The sequence below is a fragment of the Intrasporangium calvum DSM 43043 genome (assembly GCF_000184685.1).
Classification (GTDB): domain Bacteria; phylum Actinomycetota; class Actinomycetes; order Actinomycetales; family Dermatophilaceae; genus Intrasporangium; species Intrasporangium calvum.
Genome location: NC_014830.1, coordinates 2,665,961 through 2,682,886 on the forward strand (window position 1 = coordinate 2,665,961; position 16,926 = coordinate 2,682,886).

A 16,926-nucleotide genomic window follows, 5' to 3' on the forward strand; every position below is an offset into this window, starting at 1 on the left:
TGAGATCTACTTCAGCTCGGCGGAGGTGAGGCCGAGCAGGCGCCTCGCCACGACGAGCAGCTGGATCTGCTGGGTGCCCTCGAAGATGTCGAGGATCTTCGCGTCCCTGGCCCACTTCTCGAGCAGCTCGGTCTCGGCGTAGCCGGTCGGCCCACCGAGCTCGACGCAGGCGAGTGCCACGTCGACACACGTCCGCCCGGCCTTGGCCTTGGCCATGGAGGCCTCCATGGAGTTCGGGCGGCCGTTGTCGGCCATCCAGGCGGCTCGCATCATGAGCAGGTAGGCGGCCTGGTACTCCGCCTCGAGCTCGGCGAGCCGCGCGGCGGCGGCGCTCTGGCTCAGCGGCGGGCGGTCCCAGTCGACGGTGACGCCGGCTCGGGCGAGGAGCTCGGTCGTCGTGTCGAGACAGGCCCGGGTCAGCCCGACCGCCATCGCGGCCACGAGGGGCCGCGTGTTGTCGAAGGTCGCCATGGCGCCGCCGAACCCGGTTTCCGTGGAGATCTCCGGGTCGCCGAGGAGGTCCCGGGCCGGGACCCGGCAGTTGTCGAGGTGGAAGCTGGCCGTGTCGGAGGCACGGATGCCGAGCTTGTGCTCGAGGCGGACGAGGGTGAAGCCGGGGTTGGAGCGCTCGACGACGAAGGACTTGATGGCCTTCTTGCCGAGGCTGCGGTCGAGGGTGGCCCACACGACGACGAGCTCGGCCCGCTCCCCCGCGGTGACGAAGATCTTCTCGCCGTTGAGGACGTAGTCGTCGCCGTCCTTGACGGCGGTCGTGCGGATCGCGCCGGAGTCGGAGCCGGCGTCGGGCTCGGTGATCGCCATGGCCGCCCAGCGCCTGCCGTAGCGGGCCTTCTGCTCGGCATTGGCGACGGCTGCGATGGCCGCGTTGCCGAGGCCCTGCCGGGGGATGGACAGGGCGAGGCCGACGTCGCCGCGGCAGGTCTCCATGACGGACAGGACGGAGGAGAGGTTGGTGCCGTTGCGGTTGCCGTTGGCCCGCGGCTCCCTGCGGCCCGCGCCGACCCCGGCGACCCCGGCGATCTCGGCGATCTCGACGGGGACGTCCTGGCTGCGGGTGGCCCCGGCGGCGCCGGCTCCCTGGCCGGTGCCGGAGTCGGTGAGCCCGTCGATGACGGCGGAGACGAGGTCGAGCTCGATGGGGTAGCTGTGCTCGGCCCGGTCGTACTTGCGGGAGATGGGTCGCATCACCTCCTCCGCGAAGCCGCGGGTCTGGTGGAGCAGGGGGATGAGCTTGCGGGGGACCTCGAGGTTGATCATGGGCTGGGACTCCTTGTCGTATGCCGCTGGGCTGGGTTCGTCTGCTGGGTTCGTCTGCTGGGTGCGCCGGCCGGGTGGGCCGGGTGGGCCGGGTCAGACGAGCAGCACTCCCTCGAGGAGGCCCGCGCCGCGGAGGTCGCGGTACCAGCGCTCGTTGTCGAACTCCTTGACGAAGCCGTGGCCGCCGAGCAGCTGGACGGCCTGGGAGCCGATCTGGGCGCCGTGGCGCGCGGTCAGCTGTCGGGCGTTGGCGATGAGGAGCGCGGCGTCCTTGCCCTCGTCGAGCCGGGCTGCGGCACGCCAGACGACGAGACGCAGGCCGGCGAGCTCGATGGCGACGTCGGCGACGCTGAAGGCGACCGCCTGACGCCGCGCGATCGGCTCGCCGAAGGCATGGCGGGTGGTCACGTAGGGGACGAGCTGGTCGAGGGCGGCCTGGGCGGTGCCGCAGGCGGCGGCGGCCCAGGCGAGCCGGGCCCGCCGGACGGCGTCGAGGTGGTCCTCGGTCGTGCCGAGCACGTTGGCGGCGGGGACGACGACGTCCTCGAGCACGAGACGCCCGGTCCGCGCGGCCCGGATCCCCATCGCGGGGTCGTCGGTCACGCTCACGCCGCGGGTGCCGGCCTCGACGATGACCAGGCGCGGGGCGCCGTCGACGAGGGCCGAGACGACGAGGAGGTCGGCCTTCTCGGCGCCGACGACGAGCGTCTTCTGCCCGCTGAGGACGAGGTCGCCGCCCCTGGTCGTCGCCGTCGTGCTCGGCGAGAGGGGGTCGAAGAGCGGTCCGTCCTCCATCAGGGCCAGCGTCGCCACCGCCGGGAGACCGTCCCCGGTGAAGTCCGGGAGGTAGGTGGCCTGCTGGGCACTGGAGCCGTAGTTGGCCAGGGCAGTCGCGACGGCGGCAGGGGCCATCAGTGCCGCCGCGATCCCGAGATCGCCCCGTGCAAGCTCCTCGAGGACGAGGGAGCTGGTGACGGCCGAACGCTCCTCGGCGATGCCGCCGAGCTCGGTCGGCACACCGATGAGGGGCAGCCCGAGATCGGCGGCGGCCCGTCGCACGGACTCGGGGACGGCCCGGTCCGTGTCGGCCTGCGCGGCGGCCGGTCGGATCACGTCGGTGGCCAGCTCGGCCGCGGCCGAGCGGATCATCTCCTGGTCCTCGGTGGGGGTCAGGTCGAACTCACGCCGAGGTGTCGCGGCCGTGGGGCGGGTCGGCGCGCCGCGCCCCGGCCGCGCCGGGAAGGACCGCTTGGCGGCCGCGTCGAGGGCGACGAAGGCGCTCCGGCTGCCCCGATAGAGGAGGTGCTCGACGGTCCTGCGGATGTCGGGGTTGTGGAGCATCGGCAGCGAGCCGGCTCGGGTGATCAGGCGCAGCCCGATCCGCTGTCCGCGCTCGGCGAGGGTCAGGGTGTTGAGGGCCATGGCGGCGGGATCCTTCGGTGGACGGTCCAGGGTGGCAGTACCACGTCAACGATCTTACGCGCAGTAGGTTACGGTTGCGTCACCGGGCGGAGCGGTTCGCGGGGCTCAGGTGGCGGCCCGTTCAGCCAGCTCGGCGGCGGCATCGACGGCAGCGCGCTGAAGGTCCCGCGCCGTCTGCGGGGGTGCTCCCGCCACGCCACACGCGGGGGTCACGACGACGTCCGAGAGCGAGCCCAGCGGCATACCGACCCGGGTCCAGGCATCGACGAAGCGGTCGGCCACGTCGACCGCCCGGGTGACCGAGCCGTCGGTCGGGACGATGCCGGCGAAGAGGCGGAGGCCGTCCTCGAGCGCGACGGCGACGCCCTCCCAGCCGCGGGGGGTGAGCTGGGCGATGTCGAGCGACAGGGCGCTCGGGCGGGCCGCCCGGAGCAGCGGCACGGGGGCGTTGGGGCTGCAGGTGTGGATGACGGTGTCGCCGTCGTGGGCGGCGAGCACCGACGCGAGCCCGGCGGCCGCCACCTGCGGGTCGATCGCGGGCAGCCGACCGAACCCGGAGACGGTGGGCAGGCGCCCCGCGAGCACCGTGGTCAGCGACGGCTCGTCCACCTGGAGCACGACCTGCGCCCCGGGGACGAGACCGCGGACCGCCGCGACGTGCAACCGCACTCCCTCGGTCAGGGAGTCGATGAGCTCACGACACGCCCCTGCGTCGACGAGGGCCCGCTCCCCGCGGGGGAGCCAGAGTGATGCGGCGAGGGTCCACGGCCCGGCGACCTGGACCTTGAGCGGCCCGGTGTACCCGTCGAACGCCTCGGCGAGCTCGTCGAGGTCCTCGCGCATCAGGGCCGCGGTCCGGGCGGCGTCCAGCCCCGGCCGGTCGACGAGCCGCCATCCGTTGGGCTGCAGGTCGACGGGGAGCTCGACGAGCAGCCCGGCCGTCCGGCCGACCATGTCCGCTCCCGGCCCGCGTTGCGGCAGCTCCGGCAGGTAGGGCAGCTGTCCGTCGAGGACCTCGCGCACCTGGGCCAGGGCGTCGCGCACCGACGTTCCCGGCCACGAGCCGATCCCGCTTGCCTGAGTCACAGGGCCCACCCTAGGGGCCGCTGCCCCGCAACACACCCGCCGGTCCCGCGGTGGTGCCTGCTGCACCAGGGGTGTGCACGCGGCAAGCGGGTGTGTTGCCTCGGCAGGGGTTGCACCGGCAGGGGGCCTAGGGTGGCCGCGTGCCGACGCGCCGCGACTTCTCCGGACCCGGAGACCTGCGCGCCATGCAGGCGATGTGCTCCCGGGTCTGGTCCCCGAGCGCCCGCTTCCATCCCGGCCAGCTCGCCTGGAACCGCTACTGCGAGCCGGTGGACCCGACTCGCCCAGGACCCGACGAGGCGATCGCGCTGTGGTGGGCCGACGGCGAGGTCGTCGGCTTCGGCTGGGCGGAGTCGCCGGACTGGCTCGAGCTCCAGCTCGACCCGACCCGGCCGGAGCCGGCCGGAGCGGTCGCCGCGGAGGTGGTCGCGTGGTTCGAGGACTGGAGCGACGCACCCCGGCAGTCGGTGCACGTCATGGCCGGCGACCAGAGCGAGCCGGCCCTCGCCGAGGCCGGCTTCCGTGCCGACCCCACGTCGTGGCACTTCACCCACCACCTGCTCGACCTGCGCGAGCTCCCGCCGCTGCGACACGTCCCCGGCTACGGCTTCCGCCCGGTCGAGAAGGCGGACGCAACCGCCCGGGCTGCGGTCCACCGGGCCGCCTGGGCCGACGTGGGCCACTCCCGGTTCACCGCCGAGGCCTACGTGCAGCTCCGGCAGGCGTGGCCCTACCGGCCCGACCTGGACTGGGTGGCCTTCGACCCGACCGGCGCCCTCGTCGCGTCGGCACTCGTCTGGCTGGACGACCGGACCCACGTCGCGCTGGTCGAGCCGGTCGGGTGCCTCCCGCAGCACCGGGGACGGGGGCTCGCCGGGGCGGTCACCGTGGCCGCTCTCCACCGGGCCCGCGATCTCGGGGCGCGGACCGGGCTGGTCAGTCCCCGTGGCGACGACGACCATGCCGGGCCCCGCCACCTCTACCAGTCGCTGGGCTTCCACCCGGTCGCGCGCACCGTCACGTGGACGCGGTCGCTCGACTGAAGCCCGGCCGGATGCCGCTGGGCCGGCGGTGCGCGCGCCCGCGCGGTCCTGGCGTGGCGGAGTGGCGGACGCTCGGCACACGGCGTGCGCGCCCGTGTTCGAACCCGCTGACTCAGGTCTGACCGAGCTCAGTCACGGTCCAGCCGTGCGGAGGCGATCGTGGCCGAGCCGACCACCCGAGTGCCCTCGTAGAGGACGACCGACTGGCCCGGGGCCACCCCGCGGATCCGCTCGTCGAGGCGGACCTCGACCCGGTCGCCGTCAGCCCAGGCGGTGGCCGGAACCTCGGCGCCGTGGGCCCGGACCTGCGCCCCGACCCGGACGACGCCCGCAGGCGCCGGGCCGCACCAGCGCGCGTGGTCGCCGGTGATCGCATCGACACCGAGCAGGTCGGCCGTCCCGACGACGACCTGGTTGGTGTCGGTCCGCACCTCGACGACGTAGCGCGGCTGGCCGTCGGGCGCCGGGCGCGAGAGGCCCAGCCCCTTGCGCTGCCCGACGGTGTAGCCGAACGCCCCGGCATGCCGGCCGAGCACGGCGCCGTCGGTGTCGACGATGTCACCCGGCGCCTCTCCGAGGGCCCGCCCGAGCCACGCGCGGGTGTCGCCGTCAGGGATGAAGCAGATGTCGTGGCTGTCCGGCTTCCGCGCCACGAAGAACCCGCGCTCCGCGGCCTCCTCGCGGATCTGCGGCTTCGTCGTGTCGCCGAGCGGGAAGAACGCCCGCGCGAGCTGCTCCGCGTCGAGGACCCCGAGGACGTAGCTCTGGTCCTTCGCGGAGTCCACGGCCCGGTGCAGCTCGCGCCGCACTCCCCCGCCGACCCCCGGGACCTCGACGACCTGGGCGTAGTGGCCGGTCGCCACCGCGTCGAAACCGAGCGCGATCGCCTTGTCGAGGAGTGCGGCGAACTTGATCTTCTCGTTGCACCGCAGACACGGGTTGGGCGTGCGCCCGCGGGCGTACTCGGCCGTGAAGTCCTCGACGACATCGCGCCGGAACCGCTCGGCCATGTCCCAGACGTAGAACGGGATGCCGAGGACGTCCGCGACCCGTCGCGCGTCACCGGCGTCCTCGATCGTGCAGCACCCCCGCGCCGACTCGCGGAGCGTCGCGGCGCTCTGCGACAGGGCCAGGTGCACGCCGACGACATCGTGTCCGGCGTCGAGCATCCGGGCCGCGGCGACGGCCGAGTCGACCCCTCCGCTCATCGCGGCGACGACCCTCACGACGTCGCCCTCCGCGCGCGCCGCGCCCGCTCGACCGCTCCGGGCAGGGCGTCGATGACGGCGTCGACGTCCGACGGCGCGGACGGGTGGCCCAGGGTCAGTCGCAGGGCGCCCCGGGCGTCGCTCTCGGTGAGGCCCATGGCGAGCAGCACGTGGCTGGGCTGTGGGACGCCGGCCTGGCAGGCCGACCCGGTCGAGCAGGACACGCCGGCAGCGTCGAGCAGGTAGAGCAGCGAGTCGCCGTCGCAGCCCTCGATGAGCAGGTGGGCGTTGCCCGGGAGGCGCCGGGAGGCGTCGCCGGGGGCCCAGAAGCCACCGGGGCGGATGCCGAGGCCCAGCCCGATGGCCCGCTCGAGGAGGTCGTCGCGCAGCGCGGTGAGGCGCCGGGCCTCGGGCTCGAGGGTCTCGGTCGCCTGGACGAGAGCCTCCGCGAAGCCCCGGATCGCCGGGGTGTCCAGCGTGCCCGAGCGCAGCTGCCGCTCCTGGCCGCCGCCGTGCGACAAGGGGACGAGCCGGACGTCGCGGCGGGCGACGAGCGCCCCCACGCCGATGGGGCCGCCGAGCTTGTGCGCCGTGACCGACAACAGGTCGGCGCCGCTCGCGGCGAAGTCCACAGGGATGTGGCCGACGGCCTGGACGGCGTCGGTGTGGAAGGGGATCCCGTGCTCGTGGGCCACCTCGGCGAGCGAGCGGATGTCCTGGACGGTGCCCACCTCGTTGTTGGCCCACATGACCGAGGCGAGGGCGACGGACCCGGGATCCTCCTCGATCGCCCGTCGCAGCGCCCCCGGCTCGACGAACCCCTCGCTCGTTGGCTCGACCCAGGTGACCTTGGCGCCGTCGTGCCGCACGAGAAACTCGACGCAGTCGAGGACCGCATGGTGCTCGACCGCGCTGACGACGAGCCGGGTCCGCGCCGGATCCGCGTCGCGGCGGGCCCAGTAGGTGCCCTTGACCGCCAGGTTGTCCGACTCGGTCCCCCCTGAGGTGAAGAGGATCTCGGACGGACGGGCCCCGATCGCCGTGGCGATCCTCTCGCGGGACTCCTCGACCACCCGGCGCGAGGCGCGGCCGGTGCGGTGGAGCGACGACGCGTTGCCGACCTGCGCCAGCTGCTCGGTCATCGCCGCGACGGCGACGGGGAGCATCGGCGTCGTCGCCGCGTGGTCGAGGTAGGCAGTCACCCACCGATTCTAGGTGCGCTCCGCGCCCGCCCCGAATCCGGACCGGATGCCGCTGAGCTCGCTCCCGCGCACCCCCACGTGCCGCTCCTCCCGGCCTCTCACCGGGATGCATCTGCCTATGATCGGCCCCATGAGGCAGCCCAACCGCACCCTCAGAGCGCCGTCCCCGCACCGCGCGGTCGCTGCCCTGGCGAGCCCGGTCATCGGCTACTTCGTCGCCCGGCTCCTGCTCGAGCTCTTCGTGCTGCCCGAGCTGCCCGTCTATGTCGCCTGCCTCGCCGTCGCGGTCGTCCTCGGATACCGCGCCTGGACCGCCCGCATCGACCTGCGCGACGACTCCCTGCGGGTGCACAACACGCTCGTGTCGACGACGGTCGCCCGGGAGCACGTGCGCCGGGTCGCCGAAAACGGGCGGATCGAGTGGCAGGCCGGGCGCAGCCGGGCGACCCGCTCCCCCGCCGAGACCCTCCGGGCGCCGTGGTGGACGGTCCGGACGGGGGCGAGCACCTACGCCCGCAACCGCGAGGAGCTGCGCAGCTGGGTCCGGACCGCCTCCCGACGCCACCCCGACGACGAGGCCGCGGCCTGAGCGAGAGCGAGCCCAGCGGCATACGCCTCGGGTGGCGCACCGACCCGCTGACTGACCCGACGCGGACCGACCCGACGCGAAGGGGCCCCCACCGCGCACGGTGGGGGCCCCTTCGACCGGACGAGCTCTCAGCCCTTGGCGGCCTTGATCGCCTCGGTGGCCTGCGGGAGGACCTTGAAGAGGTCACCGACGACACCGAAGTCCACGAGCTCGAAGATCGGGGCCTCGTTGTCCTTGTTGACGGCGACGATCGTCTTGGACGTCTGCATTCCGGCCCGGTGCTGGATCGCACCGGAGATGCCGCACGCCACGTAGAGCTGCGGGCTGACCTGCTTGCCGGTCTGACCGACCTGCGAGGTGTGCGGGTACCAACCGGCGTCGACGGCCGCGCGCGAGGCGCCGACCGCGGCGCCGAGCGAGTCGGCGAGCGCCTCGACCGGGGCGAAGTCGCCGCTGGTGCCCCGACCGCCGGAGACGACGATGGCTGCCTCGGTCAGCTCGGGGCGTCCCGTGGCCTGCTTCTCCTTGGACTCGGTGATCCGGGCGCTCTTGGCCGCCTCGGACGGCGCGAAGTCGACGACCTCGTCGGCTGCCGCGGCCGGAGCCTCCTCGGGCGCAGCCGAGTTGGGCTTGACCGTGACGATCGGCGTGCCCTTGGTGATCGTCGCCTCGACCGTGTAGGAGCCGGCGAACACCGACTGGGTCGTCGCGACGCCGCCGCCCTCACGGGGCTTGACGTCGACGGCGTCGGTGATCAGGCCGGACTCGGTCTTGATCGCGAGCCGGGCCGCGATCTCCTTGCCCTCGGCGTTGGAGGGGATGAGCACGGCGGCGGGCGAGGCCGACCCCACGAGCTGCGCCAGGAGCTCGGCCTGCGGCGCGATGAGGTGGCCCAGCACGTCCGGTGACTCGACGCGGTAGACCTTGGCGGCCCCGAACTTCGCGAGCGTCTCCTTCGCGGCGTCGAAGCCGGAGCCGATGAAGACCGCCGACGGCTCGCCGAGGCGGCGCGCGATCGTCAGCAGCTCGGACGTGGTCTTGCGGACCTTGCCGTCGACGTGGTCGACGAGCACGAGAACTTCAGCCATGGCGATGTCTCTCCTTCTAACGGCTGCTGAGATCAGATGAACTTGCGCTCGGCCAGGAAGGCGGCGAGCTTCTCGCCGCCGTCACCCTCGTCGGTGACGATGGTCCCCTGGGCGCGAGGCGGGCGGGCTGCGAAGGAATCGACCTTCGTCCACGAGGCGTCGAGGCCGACCTGGGCGGCGTCGAGGCCGAGGTCGGCGAGGCTCCACTGCTCGACCGGCTTCTTCTTCGCCGCCATGATCCCCTTGAAGGACGGGTAGCGCGGCTCGTTGATCTGGTCCGTGACCGACACGAGGGCCGGCAGCGTCGCCTCGATCGTCTGGGTCGAGACGTCGCCGTCGCGGCGGATCGTCGCGGTGCCACCGTCGACGGTGAGCTCCGCGGCATAGGTCACGGCCGGCAGGCCGAGGCGCTCGGCGAGCATCGCCGGGACGACGCCCATCGTGCCGTCGGTCGAGGCCATGCCGGTGATGACGAGGTCAGCGGGGCTGTCCGCGGTGAGCTTCTTGATGGCCTCGGCAAGGACGAGGGAGGTGGCCGGGGCGTCCGATCCGTGGATCGCGTCGTCCTTGACGTGCACTCCCTTGTGGGCGCCCATCTGCAGGGCCTTCTTGATGGCATCGGCTGCCTGGTCCGGACCGACGGTGAGCACGGTCACCTCGCCCTCGCCGGCCTCGACGATCTTCAGGGCGGCCTCGACGGCGTACTCGTCGAGCTCGGACAGCAGGCCGTCGACGTTCTCGCGGTCAGTCGTGTTGTCAGATGCGTTGAACGTGCGGTCGGCCTGGGCGTCGGGCACGTACTTGACACAGACGACGATGTTCATGGGTGAACGTCCTCTTCCGTAGCTGGTGGGTGAGCGGGGTTGCTCGGATCATCCGGAGGCCCGCCCCGGCATTGCCGTCCATCTTGTCACTGAGCGCTCGCATACCTCGCACCGCCTGGGCGTGACACTCACCACCCGTGGGCTGGCTCACGTGCAAAGTGAGGCCGTATGCCGCTGGGCTGGTTCGCGCTCGGCCGTGCACTCCCAGCGCTCCCGGGCTTTCACGCCGACAACTTCGCCGGGGCGAAGTTGTAGCGGCCAGATCTGCGGCCGGGCCGACGAAGGATCGCCCCGGCGAAGTTGTAGCGGCCAGATCTGCGGCCGGGCCGACGAAGGATCGCCCCGGCGAAGTTGTGGGGCAGGTAGTCAGTCGGGGTCGGGCGCGGCGGTCTCGATGACGTGGAAGGCCGGTTCCTCGTAGGGGTGTGCCGACAGAAGTGCCGCCAGGACCGCACGCCGCGACGACCGGGGGATGGTCACCTCGACTCGGTGCTCGGGCAGTCGCTCGCGCTCACCGACCGTACCGATCGCGGGGTTGGCGCCCAAGCCAGGACGGAACTGGCCAGTCCCCTCGACGAACCAGGCGCACTCGGTGTAGCTGCCGATCGCCCCGGCACCGGCTGCGAACACGGCGGCAAGGACGTCCTCGGTCGACTCGACGGGCGAGTAGAAGACGAGGACGTCCAGCCGCTCGGTCACTTGCCCTCGAACTTCGCCTTGCCCGGGCCCTGCTCGACGAAGGAGGCCATCCCGGTCTCGCGGTCACGGGTCGCGAAGAGCCCGGCGAAGAGCATCCGCTCGATCTCGAGCCCGGTCTCGAGGTCGACCTCGAGACCCCGGTCCACGGCCTCCTTCGCGGCACGGATCGCGTAGCTCGCGGCCCCGACGTACTGGGCAGCCCACTCCCGCGCCGCCGAGTAGACCTCGGCCGCGGGAACGACCTTGTCGGCGAGGCCGATGGCCAGCGACTCCTGGGCGTCGACGAACCGGCCGCCGAAGATGATCTCCTTCGCCTTGGCCGATCCGACGAGGCGCGCCAGCCGCTGTGTGCCACCCGCACCGGGGATGATGCCGAGCAGGATCTCGGGCTGGCCGAGCTTCGCGTCGTCGGCGACGACCCGGAAGTCGCACGCCAGGGCCAGCTCACAGCCACCGCCCAGGGCGTAGCCGGTGATCGCGGCGATGACGGGCTTGGGGATGCGGGCGACGGCGGTGATCGACGACTGGAGCGGTCCGGAGCGGTCGACCATGTCCGTGTAGGACATCGTCTGCATCTCCTTGATGTCCGCGCCGGCGGCGAAGACCTTCTCGCCGCCATAGACGATGACGGCCTTGACGTCGTCTCGCACGGTGGCCTCGGCCGCCGCAGCCCGGATCTCCTCCTGGACCTGGACGTTGAGGGCGTTCATCTTGGGCCGGTCGAGCCGGATCGTGCCGATGCCGTCCTCGACCTCGAGCCGCACGAACTCACCCATCACACGCCCCCCTGCTGAGAGCCGTCGACGCCGGGCTGCGGCTGGTCGTCGGCCGGCAGCCAGGACTGGAAGAAGAACTGGACCGCCTGGAGGATGTGGTTGATCGACAGCGGCGTGAGGAGCTTGAGGTCGGCCCACGCGGGGACGACGTGCTCGGCGGAGACGACGAGGCTCTCCTGGACGAGGCACATCTTGACGACGTTGAGCTGGAGCGTCATGTCGTTGCACCGGGCGAGCCGCTCGTTGCGGTCGGCGGGGACCGGCTCCTGCAGCTGCCACTGACCGAAGAAGCGGACGAGCGGGATCTCGCCCTCCGCGGCGCGTGCGAAGAGCGTCTGGTCGTTGACCGAGAACTCGAGATCCCCGTCCTTGTCCACCTTGGCCTCGACCCCGAGGTCTGCTAGGGCGGCGAGGATGCGGTCACGCACGGGGGTCTCGCTGGCGGCGCCGTTCGGCGGTCCGGCGGGGACGTGCGGCTGGAAGTTGGGCAGGGAAGTCGGATCCGTCATGCGCCCACCGTAACGAGGGCGACCGGCTGAGTCACACGGAGGCGGGTCACAAACGATGCGGTATGCCGCTGGGCTCGCTTCCCCACCAGCGCACCGCGGGTGCCCTCCCGCCCTCGAGGGGTGGCGGGCCAAGGCACCGGGGCGCTCTAGGCTGTGCCCCGTGCCGCCGCCTCCACCCGGAATGCCCGACGTCCCGCCCCTGCCGGGTGCGCGCCCGACCGCCGGCGGGGTCGAGTTCTGCGTCTATGCAGGGCACGCGACCGGCGTCGAGGTGTGCCTCTTCGACCGCGACGCCGCTGGGCAGGAGACCGAGCGGCGGATCCCGCTGCGGCACCGGGCCCACGGGACGTGGTTCGACACGGTTCCCGGCGTCCGGGCCGGCCAGCGCTACGCCTTCCGCGCCGACGGCCCGTGGGAGCCGGCTCGCGCCCAGCGGTACAACCCGGCCAAGCTCCTGCTCGACCCGTACGCGCGCGCCCTGGACGGCGACGTCACCCTGGACCCGGCCGTCTTCGCCCATCAGGTGGGACCCGACCTGACGGGTGACCTGACCGTCCCAGACGGACGGAACTCAGCGGCATACGTGCCGAGGTGTGTCGTCGTCGACGACACGTTCGACTGGGGCAGCGACCACCCACCCCGGAGGTCGCTGACCGAGTCGGTCATCTACGAGGTCCACGTGAAGAACGCCACCGCGCTCCACCCGGGTGTCCCGGCGACGCTGCGGGGCACCTATGCCGGGCTCGCCCACCCCGCGTTCATCGCCCACCTCACGAGCCTCGGCGTCACCGCCGTCGAGCTGCTGCCGGTCCACGCCTTCACGCACGAGCCCGAGCTGGTGGCCCGGGGCCTGACCAACCACTGGGGCTACAACACCCTGGGCTTCTTCGCCCCGCACGCGGGCTACGCCGCCGCCGACGACCCACAGGGGGTGCTCGACGAGTTCAAGGGCATGGTCAAGCTGCTCCATGCGGCCGGGATCGAGGTGATCCTCGACGTGGTCTACAACCACACGGCGGAGCAGGCCCAGGACCGGATGTCGCTCTCCTGGCGCGGGCTCGACCCCCGGGCGTACTACCGGCTCGACGCGCGCGGGCAGGACATCGACGTCACCGGCTGCGGCAACACCGTCGACCTGACCCACCCCGTGGTCGTCGCCATGGTGCTCGACTCGCTGCGCTACTGGGTCGAGGAGTGCCACGTCGACGGGTTCCGCTTCGACCTGGCCGTGGCGCTCGCGCGGGGTCGGGACGATGCCTACGACCCCACGCACCCCTTCCTCGTCGCGCTCCGCGCCGATCCCGTCCTCTCCCGCGTCAAGCTCATCGCGGAGCCCTGGGACGTCGGCCTGCACGGGTGGCGGACCGGCCAGTTCCCGCCGCCGTTCTCCGAGTGGAACGACCGGTTCCGCGACAGTCTGCGGACGTTCTGGCTCCGCGACCTGGCTGCCTCCACCGTCGGCGAGACCGGCCACGGCGTCCGCGACGTCGCCACCCGTCTCGCCGGTTCGCAGGACCTCTTCGGGGCCCGCGACCGCGGCACCATCGCGTCGGTCAACTTCGTCACCGCCCACGACGGCTTCACGCTCGCCGACCTGACCGCCTACGACGTCAAGCACAACGACGCCAACGGCCAGGGCGGGAGGGACGGCTCCGACGACAACCGGTCCTGGAACCACGGTGTCGAGGGCCCCACCGACGACGAGACCGTGAACGCGAGGCGGCGCCGCTCGATGCGCAACCTCATGGGCACCCTCCTGCTCTCGAGCGGCGTGCCCATGATCAACGCCGGTGACGAGTTCGGCCGGACCCAGCGCGGCAACAACAACCCCTACTGCCAGGACAACGAGATCTCCTGGTACTCCTGGGATCTCGAGCCGTGGCAGGAAGACCTGCTGGCCACCGTGCGGCACCTCGTGGCGCTGCGGCGAGAGCACCCGGTGCTGCGGCAGCGTCAGTTCTTCTCCGGACGGCAGGTGCATCCGGACGGGTCGACGGACCTGGCCTGGTACGGCGGGGACGGCCACGAGATGGGCCGGCGCTGGGACGGACCCGCCGTCGACGCCCTCCAGGTGCTCTTCAACGGGGCCGTCGTCGGGCATCGGTCCGTTCTGCTGTCCCTCAACGGAAGTGCCTGGGCAGCCGAGCTCACGCTTCCGGCGGCACCGGGCTCAGCGGCATACGAGCTGCTGTGGGACAGTGCCGACGAGCGCCCCGGCACCCGCGGGCCACGAGTCGCAGCGGGCTCCGAGTTCACGATGAGCGCGTCGTCCCTCCGGGTGTGGACCGCCTTCGACCCCACCTGACAACGCAACACACCCGCCTACCGCCTGATGCCCCCAACTGCAGCAGTGGGGACTTGGCGATGAACGGGTGTGTTGCGGAGTGCGTGCGGGTCAGGCGGTGCGGGCCAGCCCGAGCTCTGCGGCCGAGGCCAGCGCCGAATGCCTCGGGACGACCCGGATGCTGTAGCCGAAGGAGCCGGTCCGGGTCAGCGTCTGCGACCCGGCGAACTGGTGGATCCCGCTCTCGTAGCCCTCGACGAACTCCAAGGGCGCGGCGGCGGTCTCGCGCAGCTGGTCGTTGTCGGAGACCCGGCCGTGGACGAGCTGCACCTCGACGTCCTCGGGCGTCAGGCCCGCCAGGTCGACGTAGGCCCGCACGTGGAGCGTGTCGCCGATCTGCGGGCTGTCGGAGACGCCCGACGGCTCGACGTGGTCGACGCGCACCTTGGGCCAGGCCTGGCGGACCCGGGCCTTGTAGGCGGCCAGCTCGCGGGCGCCCTTGAACTCGGGCCCGTTGAGGGCGCGTCCAGCGGCGGCGGCGGGGCTGTAGAGCCGCTCCGTGTAGTCCTGGACCATCCGGCTCGCGAGGACCTTCGGACCGAGGGTCTTGAGGGTGTGGGTCATCATCGAGATCCAGCCGTGCGGCAGGCCGGCCTCGTCGCGCTCGTAGAACGACGCGGCGACGTTGTTCTCGATGAGGTCGTAGAGCGCGGCCGCCTCGATGTCGTCGCGGCGGTCCGGGTCGTCGACGCCGTCAGCGGTCGGGATCGCCCAGCCGTTGTGGCCGTCGAACCACTCGTCCCACCAGCCATCGAGGATCGAGAGGTTGAGCCCGCCGTTGAGGGCGGCCTTCATCCCCGACGTGCCACAGGCCTCGAACGGCCGGAGCGGGTTGTTGAGCCACACGTCGCACCCCGGGTAGAGGTGCTGCGCCATGGCGATGTCGTAGTTCGGCAGGAAGACGATGCGGTGCCGGATCTCCGGGTCGTCCGCGAACCGCACCATCTCCTGGATGAGCCGCTTGCCGGTCTCGTCGGCGGGGTGCGACTTGCCCGCGATGACCAGCTGGACGGGCCGGGACGGGTGGAGCAGGAGGCGCTTGAGCCGGGCCCGGTCGCTCAGCATGAGAGTGAGTCGCTTGTACGTCGGCACGCGACGTGCGAAGCCGATGGTGAGCACGTCGGGGTCGAGCACGTCGTCCACCCAGCCGAGCTCGGCCTCGGTCGCACCACGTTTGAGCCACGAGGACCGGACGCGACGGCGCACTTCCGCGACGAGGTTGGCGCGCATGGCGCGTTTCGTCTCCCAGATCGCCTGCTCGGGAACCTCGTCGATGCGCTCCCACGCGTTGGCGCCGGCGATGTCGGCCGTGCCGAGGTGCGTGCGGGCCACGTCGTAGACGGCCCGGTCGACCCACGTGGGGGCGTGGACACCGTTGGTGATGCTCGAGATCGGGACCTCGTCCTCGTCGAAGCCCGGCCAGAGGCCGTCGAACATCTCCCGGCTCACGTGGCCGTGCAGCTGCGAGACGCCATTGGCGCGCTGGGCGAACCGCAGCCCCATGACGGCCATGTTGAAGATGCCGGGCTGGCCGCCCTCGTAGTCCTCGGCGCCGAGCGCGAGGAGCCGCTCCAGGGGCACGCCCGGGACGGCGTTGGCGCCGCCGAAGAAGAGCTCGATCTTGTGCGCGTCGAAGCGGTCGATCCCGGCCGGGACCGGCGTGTGCGTCGTGAAGACCGTCGCCGACCGCACCGCCTCGAGCGCCTCGTCGAACGTGAGGCCGTGGTCCCGGACGAGCTCGGTGATCCGCTCGACGCCGAGGAAGCCGGCATGCCCCTCGTTGGTGTGGTAGACCTCAGGCGTCGGTGCGCCGCTGAGCCGGGACCAGATGCGCAGCGCCCGGACGCCGCCGACGCCGAGGAGCAGCTCCTGCTCGAGGCGGGTGTCGCCGCCGCCGCCGTAGAGCGACTCGGTGACCTTGCGGGTCTGCTCGTCGTTGCCCGGGACGTCGGAGTCGAGCAGCAGCAGGGGGACGCGGCCGACCTGGGCGCGCCAGATGTGCGCGTGGAGGGCCCGCCCTCCCGGGAGTCCGATGGAGACGACGGCGGGCGTGCCGTCCTCCTCCCGGACGAGGGACAGCGGGAGCCCGTCGGGGTCGAGCACGGGGTAGGACTCGAGCTGCCAGCCGTCCCGCGACAGGGACTGCTTGAAGTAGCCGGTCTTGTAGAACAGGCCGACGCCGACGATGGGCACGCCGAGGTCGGAGGCGGACTTGAGGTGATCGCCGGCGAGGATGCCGAGGCCACCGGAGTACTGCGGCAGGACGGCGGTGATGCCGAACTCCGGGCTGAAGTAGGCGATCGCGGACGGCGCGGCGTTCCCGGCGGCCTCCTGCTCACGGCTCCACGTCTGGTACCACCGCTCGTTGGTGAGGTACGCGTGGAGGTCGGCGTTGGCGGCGACGACGCGCGAGACGAACTCGTCGTCCGCGGCCAGGGCGTCGAGCTCGGCGGCCGAGAGCCGCGACAGGAGCCGGACCGGGTCCTCCTTCGTCGCGGCCCACTTCTCCGGGTGGACACTGGCGAAGAGGTCCCGGGTCGGTGGGTGCCACGACCAACGGAGGTTGCTCGCCAGGACGCCGAGGCCCTCGATGCGGGGCGGCAGGACGGTGCGGACGCTGAAGCGACGGATAGCCTTCACGAGGGGACAGCATACGGGGACCCGCCGAAAATTCTTGCAGCGCTTGCAGCGCCTTTTCAGAACGGTGATGCCGGATGCCGCTGGGCTCGCTCCCAGCCCCCGTGCCCACCCCCTCGAGTGTGCCATTCGTGCCACCTGACGCCTCGGCAGGAACTGCACACTCGACGAGGGACTCGGCCGGGCTGGGAGGGTCCGGAGAGGGGGACCGAGCCCAGCGG

The 16,926-nt window shown here is 72.3% G+C and carries 14 protein-coding genes; 3 read left to right on the plus strand and 11 right to left on the minus strand.

The window, feature by feature from the left end; genetic code table 11:
- Window positions 1-6: 6 nt before the first annotated feature.
- The 3 genes from INTCA_RS12105 to INTCA_RS12115 form a co-directional block, all read right to left on the minus strand.
- Entirely contained in the window at window positions 7-1,278 is a 1,272-nt protein-coding gene (locus tag INTCA_RS12105; RefSeq protein ID WP_013493206.1) for an acyl-CoA dehydrogenase family protein, read from the minus strand.
- A 93-nt stretch (window positions 1,279-1,371) separates the two neighbouring features.
- A complete protein-coding gene (locus INTCA_RS12110; RefSeq protein ID WP_013493207.1) occupies window positions 1,372-2,700 on the minus strand; it encodes an acyl-CoA dehydrogenase family protein in 1,329 nt (442 codons plus the stop codon).
- A gap of 105 nt (window positions 2,701-2,805) precedes the next feature.
- Window positions 2,806-3,786, minus strand: a complete 981-nt coding sequence (locus INTCA_RS12115) for a uroporphyrinogen decarboxylase/cobalamine-independent methonine synthase family protein (protein ID WP_041307659.1) — start codon at window positions 3,784-3,786, stop codon at window positions 2,806-2,808.
- 140 nt (window positions 3,787-3,926) lie between these two features.
- On the opposite strand from INTCA_RS12115, the gene INTCA_RS12120 reads away from it, so the two are divergent.
- Window positions 3,927-4,829 carry a GNAT family N-acetyltransferase gene (locus tag INTCA_RS12120; RefSeq protein WP_013493209.1) on the plus strand — a complete coding sequence of 301 codons (903 nt, stop codon included), beginning with the start codon at window positions 3,927-3,929 and terminating at the stop codon, window positions 4,827-4,829.
- Between the two features lie 128 nt (window positions 4,830-4,957).
- Here INTCA_RS12120 and mnmA read toward each other — a convergent pair whose 3' ends face one another.
- Together mnmA and INTCA_RS12130 are read right to left on the minus strand one after the other, a co-directional pair.
- Window positions 4,958-6,055, minus strand: a complete 1,098-nt coding sequence (gene mnmA / locus INTCA_RS12125) for a tRNA 2-thiouridine(34) synthase MnmA (RefSeq protein ID WP_013493210.1) — start codon at window positions 6,053-6,055, stop codon at window positions 4,958-4,960.
- On the minus strand, window positions 6,052-7,239 hold the full coding sequence (locus INTCA_RS12130; RefSeq protein WP_013493211.1) for a cysteine desulfurase family protein: 1,188 nt from the start codon (window positions 7,237-7,239) through the stop codon (window positions 6,052-6,054). The genes mnmA and INTCA_RS12130 overlap by 4 nt, the downstream gene beginning before the upstream one ends.
- Before the next feature lie 130 nt (window positions 7,240-7,369).
- Here INTCA_RS12130 and INTCA_RS12135 point away from each other — a divergent pair, with 130 nt between their 5' ends.
- Window positions 7,370-7,828: a hypothetical protein gene (locus INTCA_RS12135; protein ID WP_234423766.1), complete on the plus strand. Its 459-nt coding sequence runs from the start codon at window positions 7,370-7,372 to the stop codon at window positions 7,826-7,828.
- A 128-nt stretch (window positions 7,829-7,956) separates the two neighbouring features.
- Here the strand turns inward: INTCA_RS12135 and INTCA_RS12140 are convergent, their stop codons facing one another.
- From INTCA_RS12140 to INTCA_RS12160, 5 genes are all read right to left on the minus strand, one after another.
- Complete coding sequence (locus tag INTCA_RS12140) at window positions 7,957-8,916, minus strand: electron transfer flavoprotein subunit alpha/FixB family protein (protein ID WP_013493213.1); 960 nt, start codon at window positions 8,914-8,916, stop codon at window positions 7,957-7,959.
- A 32-nt stretch (window positions 8,917-8,948) separates the two neighbouring features.
- Window positions 8,949-9,740 (minus strand): electron transfer flavoprotein subunit beta/FixA family protein, encoded by a 792-nt coding sequence (locus INTCA_RS12145; RefSeq protein WP_013493214.1) that lies wholly within the window; start codon window positions 9,738-9,740, stop codon window positions 8,949-8,951.
- Window positions 9,741-10,106: 366 nt separating this feature from the next.
- The gene (locus INTCA_RS12150) at window positions 10,107-10,439 is read right to left on the minus strand and encodes a YqfO family protein (RefSeq protein WP_013493215.1); all 333 of its coding nucleotides are present in this window, start codon (window positions 10,437-10,439) and stop codon (window positions 10,107-10,109) included.
- A complete protein-coding gene (locus INTCA_RS12155) occupies window positions 10,436-11,215 on the minus strand; it encodes an enoyl-CoA hydratase/isomerase family protein (protein WP_013493216.1) in 780 nt (259 codons plus the stop codon). The genes INTCA_RS12150 and INTCA_RS12155 overlap by 4 nt, the downstream gene beginning before the upstream one ends.
- On the minus strand, window positions 11,215-11,724 hold the full coding sequence (locus INTCA_RS12160) for a T3SS (YopN, CesT) and YbjN peptide-binding chaperone 1 (protein ID WP_013493217.1): 510 nt from the start codon (window positions 11,722-11,724) through the stop codon (window positions 11,215-11,217). Before INTCA_RS12160 ends, INTCA_RS12155 begins: the two co-directional genes overlap by 1 nt.
- A 181-nt stretch (window positions 11,725-11,905) precedes the next feature.
- On the opposite strand from INTCA_RS12160, the gene glgX reads away from it, so the two are divergent.
- Window positions 11,906-14,029 (plus strand): glycogen debranching protein GlgX, encoded by a 2,124-nt coding sequence (glgX, locus tag INTCA_RS12165; RefSeq protein WP_041307661.1) that lies wholly within the window; start codon window positions 11,906-11,908, stop codon window positions 14,027-14,029.
- Between the two features lie 90 nt (window positions 14,030-14,119).
- Here glgX and glgP read toward each other — a convergent pair whose 3' ends face one another.
- Window positions 14,120-16,708, minus strand: coding sequence for an alpha-glucan family phosphorylase (gene glgP, locus INTCA_RS12170; RefSeq protein WP_013493219.1), 2,589 nt, complete (start codon window positions 16,706-16,708; stop codon window positions 14,120-14,122).
- Window positions 16,709-16,926 lie beyond the last annotated feature (218 nt).